9 protein-coding genes and 1 riboswitch are annotated in these 15484 nt (G+C 61.5%); of the genes, 2 read left to right on the top strand and 7 right to left on the bottom strand.

Annotated features, from left to right (window positions below):
- Window positions 1-39: 39 nt before the first annotated feature.
- From BLIJ_RS03705 to BLIJ_RS03695, 3 genes are all read right to left on the bottom strand, one after another.
- Window positions 40-1158, bottom strand: a complete 1119-nt coding sequence (locus BLIJ_RS03705) for an Mrp/NBP35 family ATP-binding protein (RefSeq protein ID WP_012577121.1) — start codon at window positions 1156-1158, stop codon at window positions 40-42.
- 188 nt (window positions 1159-1346) lie between these two features.
- Window positions 1347-4112, bottom strand: coding sequence for an NAD-dependent DNA ligase LigA (ligA, locus tag BLIJ_RS03700; protein WP_012577120.1), 2766 nt, complete (start codon window positions 4110-4112; stop codon window positions 1347-1349).
- Between the two features lie 64 nt (window positions 4113-4176).
- Window positions 4177-7791: a tetratricopeptide repeat protein gene (locus BLIJ_RS03695; protein WP_012577119.1), complete on the bottom strand. Its 3615-nt coding sequence runs from the start codon at window positions 7789-7791 to the stop codon at window positions 4177-4179.
- 97 nt (window positions 7792-7888) lie between these two features.
- Here BLIJ_RS03695 and BLIJ_RS03690 point away from each other — a divergent pair, with 97 nt between their 5' ends.
- Window positions 7889-10141, top strand: a complete 2253-nt coding sequence (locus BLIJ_RS03690) for a hypothetical protein (protein WP_012577118.1) — start codon at window positions 7889-7891, stop codon at window positions 10139-10141.
- Here the strand turns inward: BLIJ_RS03690 and BLIJ_RS03685 are convergent.
- The 4 genes from BLIJ_RS03685 to BLIJ_RS03670 all read right to left on the bottom strand — a co-directional run bounded on the left by BLIJ_RS03685 (window position 10128) and on the right by BLIJ_RS03670 (window position 14490).
- The gene (locus tag BLIJ_RS03685; protein ID WP_012577117.1) at window positions 10128-10913 is read right to left on the bottom strand and encodes an ATP-binding cassette domain-containing protein; all 786 of its coding nucleotides are present in this window, start codon (window positions 10911-10913) and stop codon (window positions 10128-10130) included. The two genes, BLIJ_RS03690 and BLIJ_RS03685, sit on opposite strands and share 14 nt — an antisense overlap.
- 47 nt (window positions 10914-10960) lie before the next feature.
- A complete protein-coding gene (locus BLIJ_RS03680) occupies window positions 10961-12226 on the bottom strand; it encodes a pyridoxal phosphate-dependent aminotransferase (protein ID WP_012577116.1) in 1266 nt (421 codons plus the stop codon).
- A gap of 385 nt (window positions 12227-12611) precedes the next feature.
- Window positions 12612-13379, bottom strand: a complete 768-nt coding sequence (ppgK, locus tag BLIJ_RS03675) for a polyphosphate--glucose phosphotransferase (RefSeq protein ID WP_012577115.1) — start codon at window positions 13377-13379, stop codon at window positions 12612-12614.
- 97 nt (window positions 13380-13476) lie between these two features.
- Entirely contained in the window at window positions 13477-14490 is a 1014-nt protein-coding gene (locus BLIJ_RS03670; RefSeq protein ID WP_014484685.1) for a glycosyltransferase family 2 protein, read from the bottom strand.
- A 93-nt stretch (window positions 14491-14583) separates the two neighbouring features.
- Window positions 14584-14735: riboswitch (FMN riboswitch) on the top strand.
- 6 nt (window positions 14736-14741) lie between these two features.
- Here BLIJ_RS03670 and BLIJ_RS03665 point away from each other — a divergent pair.
- The gene (locus BLIJ_RS03665) at window positions 14742-15395 is read left to right on the top strand and encodes an ECF transporter S component (RefSeq protein ID WP_012577113.1); all 654 of its coding nucleotides are present in this window, start codon (window positions 14742-14744) and stop codon (window positions 15393-15395) included.
- Window positions 15396-15484: the final 89 nt, after the last annotated feature.

The raw sequence follows: 15484 nt of genomic DNA, 5'->3' as shown, positions 1-15484 counted from the left end.
TCTATTGGCCGATTGGCACCGCTCCTGGACCATCACCCCTTAGCACCGCTCCAGCAGACGCTCGGCCAGTCCCCGAAAGACCTGACCGACGCCATCCGTGCGCAAGGCGCCATCGACATCCAGCACCGCGGGACGACCCGCCTCGCCGGTCTCGCGCACTTCGGGATCCAGCGGCAGTTGGGCCATCAGCGGCACGTCATAGCCAAGCGCCGCGCTTAACTGTTCAGACACGCGCTGACCGCCGCCGGCACCGAAAATCTCCAGCTTCTCGCCCTTGTGCTCGTAGTAGCTCATGTTCTCCACCACGCCACGCACCTTCATCGGCACCTGCAGGGCCACGAGTCCGGAGCGCACGGCGATGTCAGAGGCGGAGGGCTGCGGGGTGGTGACCACCACGAGTTCGGCGTTGGGCAGCGCCTGGGCCACGGAAATCGCCATGTCGCCGGTGCCGGGAGCCAAGTCGAGCAAGAGGACGTCCGGCTCGCCCCACCATACGTCAGACAGGAACTGTTCCAAGGAGCGCTGCAGTCGCGGCCCGCGCCACAGAATCGCCCGGTCAGCACCGGCGAACATGCCGATGGAGATCAGTTTCACGCCCCACGCGGTGACCGGCATGAGCATGCCATTCAGATTGGTGGGCTGTGTATGCACGCCGAACAGGCGCGGCAGTGAGAAGCCGTAAATGTCCGCGTCGATGACGGCCGTGTCGAAGCCGAGGGCCGCAAACGTGGCGGCCAGGTTCGCGGTAACCGAGGACTTGCCGACGCCGCCCTTACCGGAGGCGATGGCGAAGATGCGGGTCTTGACACCCGGTTTGCTGAAGGGGTTCCGCTTGCGTTCGGCCTTGAGGTTGGCGACCAGATCGGCCAGCTTGTCACGGCTCATCGAACCGACTTCGATATGAGGCAGCAGCTGTGCGCCCGGATAGGAGCTGACCGCGCCATTGATCTGGTTGGTGATGGTCTCGCTCAGTGGGCATCCGGGAACCGTCAGCTCAACGTGCACGGTGATGTCGTAAGTGCCGGCGTCCGACGATGCGGGCGCGGCTTCGATGGCGGCGATCATGCCGAGGTCGGTGACCGAACGACCGAGCTCGGGGTCGATGACCTTGCTCAGGCGTTCGTAGATGTCGGCTTCGATCTGACGTGCGTCGCTCATAAATCCGTATCCTCCTTTAGGGCCTGTTCTACCCTAGCGTGTGATGCGGCGGCATGCCAGAGGGAGTGGAGTAAGTCACACTGCGCACGCGCTGCGGATGTACCTCTCCCATTCCCGCATCCGTTTTGCGGACGACTACTTCCCTCAGTCGCACAAGGCGACAGCTCCCCTCAGAGAGGGGAGCCAAGTCAGTCGATGCTACCGGTTTCTAGGAGCTGGGCGAATTGGATTTCGCCCAGCATGGGGATGCCGAGTTCCTCGGCCTTGATGGCCTTGGAGCCGGCGTTTGCGCCAATCACCACGTAATCGGTCTTCTTGCTCACCGAACCGGCCGCCTTGCCGCCGCGCTCGATAATCGCCTCTTTGGCGGAGTCGCGCGAATAGCCTTCCAACGAACCGGTGACCACCACGGTTTTGCCGGCCAGCGTCTGCGGCAACGAACTGGTCTCGGCCTCGTCGACACCCACGCCGGCAGCCTGCCAAGCACGCAAAGTCGCGCCGCGCCAGTCGCCGGGTTCGCGGGTGGCGGCGAACCAGTTCACCACCGATTCGGCGATTTCCGGGCCCACCCCGTCGATGGCCGTCAGATCTTCAATCGTGGCCTTTTCGATGGCTGCCAGCGAGCCCATCGCCGAGGCGATCAGGCGTGCGGTAGGCGGACCGAGCCGGCGAATCGACAATGCGACCAGCACACGCCACAGGTCGGCGTGACGGGCCTTGTCCATTTCGTCGAACATCTTGCGCGTGTTTTCGCCGGGCCGAATGATCACCGGTACATCCGTGACGCCAGTGCGCGTGGTCTTGTGATCCACGCGCACGATGACCGCGTCGGCCGGCACGTCATACTCGGGATAGGAGGCTGCGGCAAAGCCCGGCATGGTACCAAGTGGAGCCTCAGCCCCGGTAGGTGCGCCGGTCGTCTCGCTGGCGGCACCTCCCTGTGTTTCGGCAGATTCGATTGCGGCCTCCCTTTGCGCGCGTTCGGCCAGCTGCTTGGCCGTGAGCTTTTTGGCCGGCGTGGGCGCGGTCCAGAAGGCGGGCACCTGATGCCACAGGCCAGAGCCGCCGACACGCTTACGCACCTTTTTCTTCTTACCGTTCGCACCGACCGTCTCATGCACCTCGACGATTGCGGCTTCACGCCACACGCGCACGTCGCGCAGATCGGCGGCGGTCAGGTCGAACAACCCGGATTCGTTGGACAACACCGGCTTCTGCGCGGCCGGCAATTCCAGCCCCTCCACCGGCTCATACGGGTCAGGCTCTTCGCCGGGGGCGACCAGCACCTCGGTGATGTTCGGCGCGTAGGTCGCCACCGAATCAGGCCGGTTCTCCTCCGGGTTGGTCAGAGCGATGGCCGATTGTTCGCCCAAGTGCTCGATGTCGAACGCCTTGCGTGAGGCCAGCGAAATCACACGCTCGGTCAACTGGGCCGGGCAGCTTTCCACATTCGGGCAGCGAATGTCCTTGTCACCCTCCTTGGCGGGTGCCAGTTTCGCGCCGCATGAAGGGCAGAACTCGGGCATAACGAATTCGCGCAGCTGGTCCTCACGCCCTTTGCGCCGTTCAAGCACCGGGCCGACCAGTTCGGGAATCACATCGCCGGCCTTGCGCACCACCACGGTGTCGCCGATCAGAACGCCCTTGCGTTTGACTTCAAATCCGTTGTGCAGCGTGGTACGAGCCACGGTGGAGCCGGCCACGTAGACAGGTTTGAGCACGGCGACCGGCGTCACACGGCCGGTACGCCCCACCTGCACGGTGATGTTGAGCAGTTCGGTGTTGACCTCTTCGGGCGGGTATTTGTAGGCGATGGCCCAGCGCGGCGCGCGCGAGGTGGCACCGAGGGTGCGCTGCAGGCCCAGGTCATCGACCTTGACGACAATGCCGTCGAGCGCGTGCTCGATGTCGCCGCGATGCTCGCCGTAGTACTCGATCATGTCCAAGATCTCCTGGAATGAGGTCACCGCACGATTATGCGGGGAGACCGGCACGCCCCACCTGGTGTATAGATCGTAGGCCTGCGACTGGTCGGCGACCACATCATGGGTGCCGCGCGGATGGTCCGCCCCCCAGGTGAGCTGCCCCAGACCATGCGCATAGAAGCTCAGGCGACGGGTGGCGGTGATGCGAGGGTCTTTTTGACGCAGCGAGCCGGCGGCGGCGTTGCGCGGGTTGGCAAAGGGCGCTCGTCCGGCGTCCTCCTGCTCGTTGTTCAGGGTGTGGAAGTCATCCCAGCGCATGAACACTTCGCCTCGGATTTCCACGAAGTCCGGAACGTCTTCCTTGGGGCCGCCGAGGTTGGCGGGAATGGAGCCGATGGTTCGCACATTCAGGGTGATGTCTTCGCCGGTAACGCCGTCGCCGCGCGTCAAGCCCTGTTCAAGCACGCCGTTGCGATAGATGAGGTTCAGGGCGAGGCCGTCGATTTTGACCTCGCAGCTCATGGGCAGGGGCTTGGATTCGGGCCAATCGAGGTCGCGAATCACCGAATCGTACCAATCCTTGAGCTCTTCGATGGAGAAGACGTCATCAAGGCTCATCATGCGGCTGGGGTGGCGCACGGAGACGAAGTCGTTGGAGAAGGAGCCGCCGACGCGATGGGTGGGCGACTGCGGATTGTCCAATGAGGGGAACGCCGCTTCGAGTCGTTCGAGGCAACGCATGCGCGCGTCGTAGGCGGCGTCGGAGCTGACGGGTGAGTCGTCGATGTAGTAGGCGATCTGATCGGATTCCACCCATGCGGCCACGCGAGCCCACAGGCGGGCGGCGGCCTCAGCGGTCATCGTGTTCACGTCGAAACGGTCGAGGCGTATCGCGTCGTCGTCAGTGGGCTGCAGTGCGGCTATCCATTGTTCGGAGCCAGGGGCAAAACGTGCAATACCGGTATCAGGCCGGACCTCGGCCACATCCCCATCGTCGAAATCCCATGCCAGTTGTTCGTTCGTGCTCATGGTTGTCTATCCTAGCGGGCTCGGCTCCCCTCGGCCGGCTATACCGTCAACTCCCCTCAGGCGGCTACGCGGATAGCGAGCGCAGGAACTGGGCTTGGATGATGTCGATGTTGTCGCCTTCACCGTCATTCATGCGGGCCACGGCCACCGAGAGCGTGCGGGCCGGCACGAACATGCCTTCATCCACGCACACGCGGGCGGCGTCACGCACGATGTCAGCCACTTCGATATGCGGCCAGACCGGCAGACCATGTATGGCAAGCACATGGGCGGCCGTCTCCACCGATTCAGGCACCGGCATGCACTGCGAGTCCGCACGGGAAACCAGTTCCTGCAGTTCGCTTTCCAGCGAACCAATGGCCCCGGGAGCGATGTGATCGCTCATAATGTAGGCCGCGGCGGCTGTGTCGAACCGGTCAAGCATCCATTCGGCGTACGCGAACCGGTAGTAGGCGAACGCGGCATCGTCGCGGTCCAAGGCCACGCGCAGAGCATTCAGGCAGGCGGCGCGTGCCGAATCCCAATCCTCATTGCGGGCCAGTTGGATGGCGAGCTTCAGATGTGAGAGCGGGTAGGCGGGCGCGTACGCCACCATACGGTTGAGGTGCGGGATGGCCGCCTCGGCACCCTTGATCTGGCTCAACACGTCAGCCAGCTCCATGTGTGCGTAGAACAGATTGTCCGGGATGAGCACCGTACGCTCGTCCAATGTGGCGAACAGTCGATTGTAGACCACGCGCTCGGCATAGGAGTTGAAGTATCGAGGTACGCCATGGCCTGCCGCATACACCTGATCCAGATGGGACACGGCCGCTTCGGCCGCTTCGATGGCCTGATCGGCTTGGCCCGAGAACAGCATGTCTCGGGCGCGCAGACGCTCCTTGTCAAGATCGTCAGCAAGCGTGAACGTGAAGTCCGGTGTGTCCTTGCCATCGATCAACGCACTGGTGACCTGTGAGGCCAAGCCGGTCAGTTCGGGATCGCATATCGATTCGATGACCTGCATGGCTCGCTGGGCCTTTTCCACGGAGCCGAGCGACGTGTTCCTGGCGATATCGTGGAATTCGTTGACGCCATGCTGCAGTAGGCCCACTCGCTGGATAGCCAGTCCGGCACTATTCTGTGCGCCCAGCACGTGAGCGGTCGCCGGGCTGAATTGACGGTCGGCCAGTTCGGGCTCCTCCTGGGATCCGGTGGGAGAGAACCGGCTGTCCGCCAAGTCGAAGTCGGCGCTGATGGGTTTCAGACCACCTTCGCCGTCCACGTCCATCACGGCACCGAACATGCGGTAGGTTTCCTCGGGATTGTCGAGCCCAGCGGTGTCCAGTCGCTTGAGGAAGGCATCACGGGTGAAGGTGACGGTGACCATATTACGCACGGTGGGATTGCGGCGCAGCACGCTCATCGGATCATCGTCCACGCCGGCGGCCCCATCAGCACCGTCAGTGCCGACGCCCTCGCCGCCGATACCGCCCAGGTCGTCACCTGCGCCGGTATCGTCCGGCATGCCGAACGCCATTTCGTCGATATCGACGCCCTTCATCAGATCTTCGAACTGCGAATCGATGGACGCGGCGCCATCGGCGTCAGCGGATTCGACCGAGGCCTGATCCGTAGCATCCGCAGACGGTCCGGTACCGTTGCCGGTTCCCCCGGTCGTGCCGCGTTCGTCACCGGACGCCATCTGCCCGAACGTCTCCTCATGGGTGATGGGGCGGGTCGGGTCGCCATGGAAATCACCATCTTTGGGGTCGGCTTTGGAACCCACACGCCCCAAATCGCCACTGCGCAGATGTTCAAAAGCGCTTAAAGCCTCGCTCATCATCGCCTCGATGGCGGAATCCTGTTCGGCAATCGCCTCTTCAAGACCAATGGAATCGATGTGCAACGACACCTGGCGTACGGATTCGCTGGTGCCGAAACTTAGCGCGGCCATCATCAGGCCGACACGCAGGTTGTAGGCGGCGCTCATCGACGCGCGTTCGGCGCTGCTCAGCGCACGCCACGTACGTCGAGTGGTGTCATACCGGCTATCGGGCATCATCGAGGTGCCGGCGGTGGTGAAGCCAATGGCCACTTCACCCGAATCCAAGCACGACCGGAACTCCACATCAAACCGATACGGCAACCGTAACCGGCGCAACAGTGAAGAGAGGGTCTGACGATACACCCATTCGTCGCTCCTCGCCGGCGAATACGAAGGCCGAGCGGCTTGAGTGTTGGTGTCGCTCCTATCAGCCCGCTCTACAGCGCCCTCAGTACTTCCAGCGCCCGCAGCATTCGTCACACCCGAATCCGGCACGTTCTGCTGGGTCAGCACATCTCGAGGATCGGGGAATTCACTGCGAATCTGTCCAGCCGTGCGGGCGGCGATATCGACCAGGCTCAGCACGGCCCGACGCTCCTGCTCGCCATCATACGGGTCAAGCGCCATAATCGCAGGGTTTTCGATGAGTTTCATGTCAATTTGCGCGGCCTCGGCACGGGTCACCGTATCTTCCGTAGGGTTGCGCCCCAAGGAAGCGTTGCGCTCCAGCCAAGCGCTCACCGCAGCGAATCGGTTGAGGTTGCCTTCGATCTTCAAGGATTTCAGCGCCTGCCCGAATGCCAAGGACTTATCCCACGTAAAGAAATAGCCGCTCGAATACGTCGAGGTGTACAGGTGCAACGGTTCGGCGCCATGCACCGCTTCCAGCCCCGGCGTGGTGTCGAGGGCGCCGGCTTCGCGCATCAGATCGGCGAAATGATCCTCCAGACCGGAGGCCCGCATGCCGTGGGCACGTGCCGCCAAAGTGTCACGCACCGAACGGCGAATCGCACCGATCGGCGCCTCGCGGTTGAGACGGCGGAAGATATTGCCGGAACCGAATCCGATGAGCAGACCATTGATCTGCGGCAACATATACGTGGCGAAGAACGCGATGGTAATGGCATCGCGGTATTCCAAATCATGACGCATCGCAGGCGGCAGATTGGCACGCATCTGCTCAAGCGTGTACCGGTTGCCGGCCTTGAGCCATGAGGCGAGCCATGTCATGCGTCCGGTGTCGTCACGTCCCACCACGCCACCGGTAATGGCCTTCACACCGTCAGCACCATGACCAAGGCCGCGCCCCAAACCACGCCCATGATGCAGCGCATTTCCCAGGCCACGGCCTGCACGGGAGAAACCGGAACGCGAACGCGGCTCGTCGCTTTCGCCCAGCCGCTCACCGTCCGGCAAAGTCACTTCTTTTTCCTTGCCGAACATGAATCGCGCCTGCATATCCTGCACGTCCATGTTGGGGTCGGCGCCCACGAATACGCGGCCATGCGTATCGGCGAACGCCACCTGCGCAAAATGATCGCGGTCGGGGAAAATGCCAAGCGAAAAGCCACGGCCTCTGGTGGAGGGCAGCTGCGCCCATCCAAGCACCAGCCCTTCCGGCACGTTCTCCAATTCAGGGAAGGTGCGTCGCTTGATTACAGGACTCAGCGCCACTGCATGGCGAGTCAGTTCGTCGATAATGCCGCCTTTACGCTCACTGGTCTCCTGCAAGGCATCGCCGAACGGATTCGTATCGTGCTTCTTCGGCTTGGACAGTCCCAGATCGGCCGCGAGCGCGTTCATCGAATCCTTCAGCCCGCCCAGCAGTGGCGCGCGGTTGTGCTTCCCATGGTCCGATGTACGTTTTGGCATGATTCACATTGTCTCTTGTTTGCCCGACATCAAGCCCGAATAAAGCCTATAGAATAAATGCGTGCATTCCATAGACCACACTCGCGCAGACCGTCCAATGCCGTCGAAACATGAACGGCATATGACCAGCCGTCCGGATACCCGACACCGGCTGCGTTTGGCGCGCCTGCTGATCGCCTTGCTGGCCGCCGTCGCCGCCATGGAGTGCATCGTGTTCAACCTGCCGTTCTGGCGTACGCTCGGAGCGAGCACGGATACGAACGCCGTGCATAACACGCTGGGTTCGGGTCTCACGCGCCGCAATGATGGCATGTTGACCGTCACCGATCCGACCAAGGCCTATCTTGAACTGACCGCGGACGGCACGTCGGATTACCTACGCATCGATACCGCGAGCGGCAAGGTCATCGATAAGGCCCGCGAGCAGGCCGAGGCCGAATCCGAAGCGAACGACGATAAGGAAGTCTTCAAACCGCTGGCGACCATTCATGTGCGCGCGGATGTCGATGGCATCACCGGCCGGGCCCAGTCGATGAATCCCGACGCTATTCGCAGCCATTATGTCAAGGCGCCAGGTGCCGGCATCGTGCGTATTTGGATTCAGGAAGAGCGCGGCGCGATCGTACCGGTCACCGACGCCCGCGCCAACGTGCGCGTACCGTTCGCCATCAATTGGATGCGCGTGCTCGCCATGGCCTTGGTGTTGCTGATGATTGCCGTCTGGAGGCCGGGATCGCGCCTGTGGCGTATCACGCTTGACCCGTCCAGCACTCGGCAACGACTTGCTTTCGTGGGGCTTATGGCGATTCCTACCCTACTTATCGGCGCATCCATCATCCGCGAACTGTGGTACGCGTCTCCGCTCGTCTTCCACGTTTCCGGCGATTACACCTATGATTTCGACCAGTATGGGCATGTGGCCGATGCGCTGGTCGCCGGCCGGCCCTGGCTCGACTTGCCGGTTCCCGAACAACTGGCCGCCACCGAGCACCCCTATGACGTAGCCACACGTGCCCAGCTACTCGCCAATGGAGCCAGTCCGCTCTACTGGGATTACGCGTATTATGACGGTCACTGGTATTCCTATTTTGGCGTGTTGCCCGCAGTGCTGCTGTTCATCCCCTATCGTCTGCTGACCGGTCATAATCTGCCGACATCCGTCGCCGAGTATATTCTCGTGCTGCTGTTCATCATCTTCTTCTCCTTGCTGTTGCTGCGCGTCATCCATCGCTTGATGCCGAAGACTTCGGTGGCGGCCGCGTCGTTAGTAGTGGTCTCATCGTTGGTGAGCGCGCAAGTGGGGTATTTGCTGTATCGCACGAACTTCTATCAGATACCGTTCGCCGCATCGCTGACGTTGACGTCGCTGGGACTATGGCTATGGCTCGGCGCGGACACGTCCCGCCGCCCGCTGAGACCATCGGACCGATGGCAGGCGGGCGATGCCAAACCTCTCTCCCTGCCACGACTGGCCTTGGGCGCCTTGTGCATTGCGGCGAATTTCGGATGCCGACCGACGTTCACCTTGGCCGCATTGCTTGCGTTCCCCCTGTTCTGGCCGCAGATTCGCGCGCTGGGCAACGGTCTGCGCACACGCCGTATCAAGCCGTTGCAGGCGTTGCGCGCGCCGCTTGCGGTAATCATCCCCGCCATTCTCGTCGTGACGCCTCTGATGGCGTGGAACATGGTTCGGTTCGATTCCCCGTTCAATTTCGGTAATGCGTATCAGTTCTCCGTATCCGATATGACCCGGTATACCACCCCGTCCGCGGATATGCCCGCCAACATCTGGTATTACCTGTTCCTGCCGCTGCGCTTCATGGATCGTTTCCCGTGGCTGGCGGGCTCTCCCGCCCCGATGCCGCAATGGGGCTATTACGAGGTGATGGTCGGCGCGATTTTCACGGCCACGCCACTGACCGTGATGGCTTTGGCGCTGCCCCTGCTGCGCAGATTGGAGACGCACGGCATGCGGCCATGGCTGATGTCTTGCTTGGCCGTGGCGGCGGTGCTGATCGTGTTCGACAGCCGTGTCGGCGGTCTGGGATGGCGGTATTCCGCCGATTTCGGCTGGCTGATCTCACTGGCGTCCATACCGGGGCTACTGTGGCTGGTCAACGGGCGCGAGCCGGGACGTTCATTGGCGGGGGCCAACGACGCCGCTTCAGACGATGGCATCGCCCGCGTCACTCCGTGGCGTTGGCTGATGCGCTGGGTCGTGGTGCTGGCCGTATTGTGGGCGCTGGGCATAGCCGTGCTGGGTTGCTTCGTGCAGGCGCGCGACGACGCCATGATCGTCAACGATCCGACGCTATGGCATCAGGTTCAAGCATGGTTCACGATGCTCTAGTCTCGTATCGGAGGCGAATCAGATCCTCATAAAACGCCACAGCCTCAGCCGGCGCTCCGTCAAACACGACCGCGTGCTCGTCCAGTACCAGTACGCGGTCGATGGCGTATTCGGGCCGGCGGATCATATCCGTGTCATGCGTGGCGAAAATCACCTGCTTGTTGTAGCTGAACAACGCCTTGGCCACATGCGCGGTGCCAATCTCATCCAATCCCTTGCTCGGCTCATCCGCCACAATCGCACTCGGCTCAAAGCTCAGCGCGGCCGCAATGGCCAGCAGGTGCCGTTTCTCGGAATCCAGTTCGCTGGCCTTGGCCTTGGATACCTGCGCCAGATCAAAATGCGCAAACAGATTGCCGATGCGCGCATGACGTTCTGACTCGGGCACCTTGTGCTTTTTCAGCGCTTCGGAAACAGCCTCGGAAATATTCGCCGCTTGGTAGAAACTGTTCGGAATCTCCTCGCGGCGAACTTTGCCGACCAGATTATCGATGCGCTTCGCGTCCTTCTTCACAGCCGGGTCAAGACGTTCCTCACCGCCCGCAATGGTCACCGTACCGGCGTTGGCCTTCAACGAACCGTCCAGCAGACCCAGCAATGTGGATTTGCCTGCGCCGTTCAGTCCGATCACGGCCACCCGCCGCTCGCTGATGGTGATGTCCGTGGGAGCAAGTCCCACGTGCCCATCATCATACGTATGCCCGGCCTGATTCAAAGTGAACGTCAGCGATGCCGGGCGTGGCAGTTCTTTCGGTCTAAACAAGAATCCCATGCCGCTATTGTACGTGGAGTACAGGTGCGGTGACGGCAAACACCGGCCTATCGCAGCAAAGCGGCGACGGTATTGAGCACGGCGCGGATGCCACGCTCGAATTCGTCCGGTTCGGGCAGCAGGGAAACGGCCAGGTATCCATTGGAGGTCATGTCGAAGAAGTAGCCGGGCTGTCCGGTGAGTTGGTGCTCGTCAATCAGCCGCAACACCATTTCGTTCTCATCGATGACTGAGGGCACTCGTAGCAGCACGTTCCAACCGCCTTCGGCCCGTAGCACGCTGACCAGCCCGTTGGGATCGGCATTGAGCAGCGTATGCAGCTTGGCAAGATTATCGCGCACGCGCTCCCCCACCCGTCTGGTCTGTGCAGGCGCGGCGTTCAATAATGCGGGAATCCGTTCGGCGATGATGTCACTCATCGGCAGATAATCATCGGCGATGACGTCCAGTCGACGCTGGGCCTCGGCAACGTCCTCGTCGGGTCCGGACACCTGAATCCATCCGACTTTGGCGTGCGGCGCGGCCAGCATCTTGGAGAATCCGTCTAAGGCGAAGGTGAGCACGCCACGCTCCCCCGCGAGCCGTGCGTCGCCGGGGAAAGGTTCGAGAGAGTAATCGAAGAACACTTCATCGGCGATAAGGGCGATGCCATGTTCACGGCACAATGTCACGATATGTGCACGCTCGGTTGGTTTTACGTACGAACCGGTCGGATTGTTCGGGTTGATGAGCACCAATGCTCTGATGAGTTCGCCACCGGGCTCGCTGAGTAGCCGCTCGAGTTCGGCGATGTCGATGAACCAGGAGCCGTCGAATTGCAACTGGTATTCGACCGTGTCGACGCATTCAAGCCGTGCAATCGACTCGATCAGCGGATAGCCGGGTTTGGGTGCCAGCACCGCGTCGCCGGCGTTGCAAAGTAACTTAATCAGCCATGAATACGCCTCGGACGTGGAGCTCAGCAGGTACAGGGCGTCCGGGTCAACGCCCTCGATGGCGGTATTCGCATTGACGAAAACGGCATGGCGCTCGTTCCTGCCCTCGCCGGCGGCGGGCGAAGCCAACTGAGGGCTGCTTGCGTCTACCACGTTTGCCGTATTGAGGAATGCGGCCAATGATTCTCGTGCCGCACGCGGTCCACGCGGGTCGGCCGTATACACGCTCGGCACCAATTCGGGTGCCAACCCGTGGCGGGTCGGATTGGAATCGTTGAGTTTGCTGAGTGCGATGCCGTTTGCCTTGGCTGCCGCCTCGGCCGCCGCAATGGGATTCGGCGCAGAAATATCCACACGAGAAGAGAAATGCACGCTCATACCTTCCCACGATAAAACCACCCCTGCCGAGCCAGGTATATCGAGGCCTCATATCCACCAGCATCCAGCACTACGACAATCGTGCGGCACGGCAGCGGAGTCGTCAGACATACTATGACTTCAATCCACATCGAATAACGGCCTAGCTACATTCATTAGGTCATTTTCGCGCTCATTAGGTCACTGCTAGTCGAGCCTCACAATTGTTGATGCTTGAAACGCCGCCATTCCGAGCCCATTGCAATTCAGGTCTGGAATGGGAGTGACCTAATGAACACAAAATCGACCTAATGAACGAATTACTCATTAAAAAAGGCCGCCCGAAATACTTGGACGGCCTTACATATGGTCAATACGGCTCCTGCGCCAGCAGAAATAACTCAGCTCACTGCTGCTTGGTGCTGGCGTAGTAGGCGGCACCGACGATGCCAGCCTGGTTACGCAGCTTGGCGGGCACAATCGGGGTCTTGATATCCACGTACGGCAGGAACTTTTCGCTCTGACGGCTCACGCCGCCGCCGACGGTGAACAGGTCCGGGTTGAAGTACTTCTCCATAAGGCCGTAGTACTTGGTCAGACGCTTGGCCCACTTCTTGTAGCCCAGTTCCTCGTTCTCGCGAATCGCGGAGGAGGCGTACTTCTCGGCGTCCAGATGCTTGGCGCTCAGGATGATGTGTCCGAGTTCGGTGTTCGGGATGAGCGCGCCGTTGTAGATCAAGGCGGTGCCGATGCCGGTGCCCAGTGTGGTGGCGATGACCAGACCATCCTGGCCCTTGGCGGCACCGAACTGGACTTCGGCCAGGCCGGCGGCGTCGGCGTCGTTCACCACGACGACCGGGCGTCCGCAGGCTTCGGAGAACACCTCAGTAACGTCCACGCCAATCCAAGACTGGTCGAGGTTGGCCATGAAGTCGAGCTTCTGGCCGGGCTTGATCGGCGCGGGGAAGGCGATGCCAACGGGTGCGGATTCAGGCACTTCGAAGTGGTCGAGCTGCTGCTTGACGATTTTGGCCACGGCCTGAGGAGTGGAGACCTCGGGAGTGAGAATCTTCAGTCGCGGTTCGGCGAAGTCGCCCTTGGTGAGGTCGACGGGCGCGGCCTTGATGCCGGATCCTCCGATGTCGACGCCAAAAGCCTGTGCGGTCTCAATCATCGTTGACTTCCTTTCCTTATATGTCATCGATCCACGATTTCGCCCAAGTCTAACGCGACCATCACGCGGACGCGCCGGACGGGCCGGGGCATGGCCGTCACTCAAGCGACGGCATGGGCTTCCAGGTGGGGTCGTGCATCAGCTTGCGCGAGGCCCACCAGCCCTTGGCAATCTGCACCAAACCGGTCTTGAGGTGCTCGCGATCCACCATCACCAGGCGAATGACTTCCTTGGCCGCGGTGAGCACGGTACCCAGTCCAAACACCAGCGGACGGAAGTCACCATAGGTCATGAAGTACCGGGCCATGTATCCGCGGTTGCGCATGATGTGATACCGGTTCATGTCGGATGTGGAGTTGAGCTGGCGCACACCGGCGATATCCCAATTGCCGATTTCGCGCGTACGGCGCAGGATCACGTCGGGCACCACAATCGGGTTGGTGACCTTGCTGGCGCGGTAGCCATACATCGTGTCATCCCAGTAGATGAAGAAGCGCGGGTCCGGCAGACCGATTTCCGTGACCACACGGCGGTTGAACAGGCCGCCTTCGAAGCACAGCGTGTCCATCACTCGATACCCGGCCGGGCCGAATGCGGCGGGCGCAATCGGGTTCGGAATGCCCAGCGGCACAATGAAGTCGTACTGCCAGTAGAACGGGCCGCCATCGTAATCGAATCGGGATCCCTGAATCACCTCGTGCCTGTCGGTCCACTTGGACAGCTTGGCAATGGCGTCCGGCAGCACGGCCACATCGTCGTCCATCACCCAGAACCATGCGGCACCCAGCTCGTAGGCTTTGGCCACGCCGGCGGAGAAACCGCCCGCACCACCCAGGTTCTCGGTCTGCGGCGCATAGACCACACGTTCTTCGTTGCCGGACTGGTCGGCCACGGTGGTGCCCCATTGGCCGGTCACCTTGCCGGCAAACGCAGCGACCATGTCCGCCGTCTGATCGGACTGCTCGTTGTCCACGATGACGATGCGCCACGGTGCCTGCTCAAGCGCCAGAATCGAATCGAACAGTACCTCGAGCAGCTGCTGACGTTTGTAGGTGGTGACGATCAGGGCAAGCTTGTCGATGGTGTTGTTGGGTTTCTTCACTTCAGCCATGGCTCCCATTGTTGCACTTGACCGGCACAAGACGAATTTCTGCACAGTGAAACGCGGGTTGCGTACGTCCGGCGCATGGCGTATGAATAAGCCTGTCAGTTTCAGGGAAGGTGCAATTCCTTACTGGCGGTAACCTGTACCCCGGGTTTCATAACGGGGATGGCGGGAAGCCCGCGACCCGCGCAAGCGGCTGATCCGGTGAGATTCCGGAGCCAACGGTATAGTCCGGATGAAAGAAACGAGGGCTCATTATGAGCGTATCTTCGCGTATCCGCATGCAAGTTGTTCGTTCTGTGGCGCCCGAGGCCGAGGGTTCGGCCAGCGCGTCCACCGCCAGCACCAACGCCAAACTTGGCTCACACACCACTGGCGTGGCCGATTCCGGCCGCTGGTCCACGCGCCGTATCGCCATGTATGCACTGTTCGTGGCGCTGGCGATGGTCACCAGCTTCATTGAATTCCCGATTACGCCGGTCACTTGGCTGAAGTACGACCCGTCCGGCATCGTCTGCCTGATCGCCGGCTTTGCGTACGGTCCGGCCGCCGCCGCAATCGTGTCTGTGCTCGGCTTTGTGCCGCACATGTTCGCCGACCCGTGGGGTTCGCTGATGGCTGTGCTGGTGGCGCTGTTCCTGTCTGTGCCGGCCGCGTTCATCTACCGTAAGATCCGTACGCGCAAGGGTGCCGCCATCGGCATTCTGGTGGGTGCGGTGCTGGCCATCGTGGTGGCGCTGGTGGGCAACCTCATCGTCACGCCGATTTACGCGCACATGACCTACCAGGCTGTGGCCGCGATGATTCTGCCGATTCTGCTACCGTTCAACGTGGCTAAGATGGCGATTCACGCCGTGATCACCTTCCTGATCTACAAGCCGGTCTCCAACCTGCTGTCCAAGCAGCAGTGACTGGCCTGAGACGGGCCTATGCCCGCCACGACTAACGATCACTCAACGACCACTCAAAGAACAAGAACGCAGAACTCCGGCCTTTGCCG

The sequence above is a fragment of the Bifidobacterium longum subsp. infantis ATCC 15697 = JCM 1222 = DSM 20088 genome (assembly GCF_000269965.1).
GTDB lineage: Bacteria > Actinomycetota > Actinomycetes > Actinomycetales > Bifidobacteriaceae > Bifidobacterium > Bifidobacterium infantis.
The sequence above is the reverse complement of the archived record's forward strand: the minus strand, read 5'-3'. Positions and strand labels throughout refer to the sequence as shown.

Coding starts and splice junctions, on each gene's coding strand:
- BLIJ_RS03705 (WP_012577121.1), bottom strand. CDS start 1,158: ATGAGCGACGCACGTCAGATCGAAGCCGACATCTACGAACGCCTGAGC.
- ligA (WP_012577120.1), bottom strand. CDS start 4,112: ATGAGCACGAACGAACAACTGGCATGGGATTTCGACGATGGGGATGTG.
- BLIJ_RS03695 (WP_012577119.1), bottom strand. CDS start 7,791: ATGCCAAAACGTACATCGGACCATGGGAAGCACAACCGCGCGCCACTG.
- BLIJ_RS03690 (WP_012577118.1), top strand. CDS start 7,889: ATGCCGTCGAAACATGAACGGCATATGACCAGCCGTCCGGATACCCGA.
- BLIJ_RS03685 (WP_012577117.1), bottom strand. CDS start 10,913: ATGGGATTCTTGTTTAGACCGAAAGAACTGCCACGCCCGGCATCGCTG.
- BLIJ_RS03680 (WP_012577116.1), bottom strand. CDS start 12,226: ATGAGCGTGCATTTCTCTTCTCGTGTGGATATTTCTGCGCCGAATCCC.
- ppgK (WP_012577115.1), bottom strand. CDS start 13,379: ATGATTGAGACCGCACAGGCTTTTGGCGTCGACATCGGAGGATCCGGC.
- BLIJ_RS03670 (WP_014484685.1), bottom strand. CDS start 14,490: ATGGCTGAAGTGAAGAAACCCAACAACACCATCGACAAGCTTGCCCTG.
- BLIJ_RS03665 (WP_012577113.1), top strand. CDS start 14,742: ATGAGCGTATCTTCGCGTATCCGCATGCAAGTTGTTCGTTCTGTGGCG.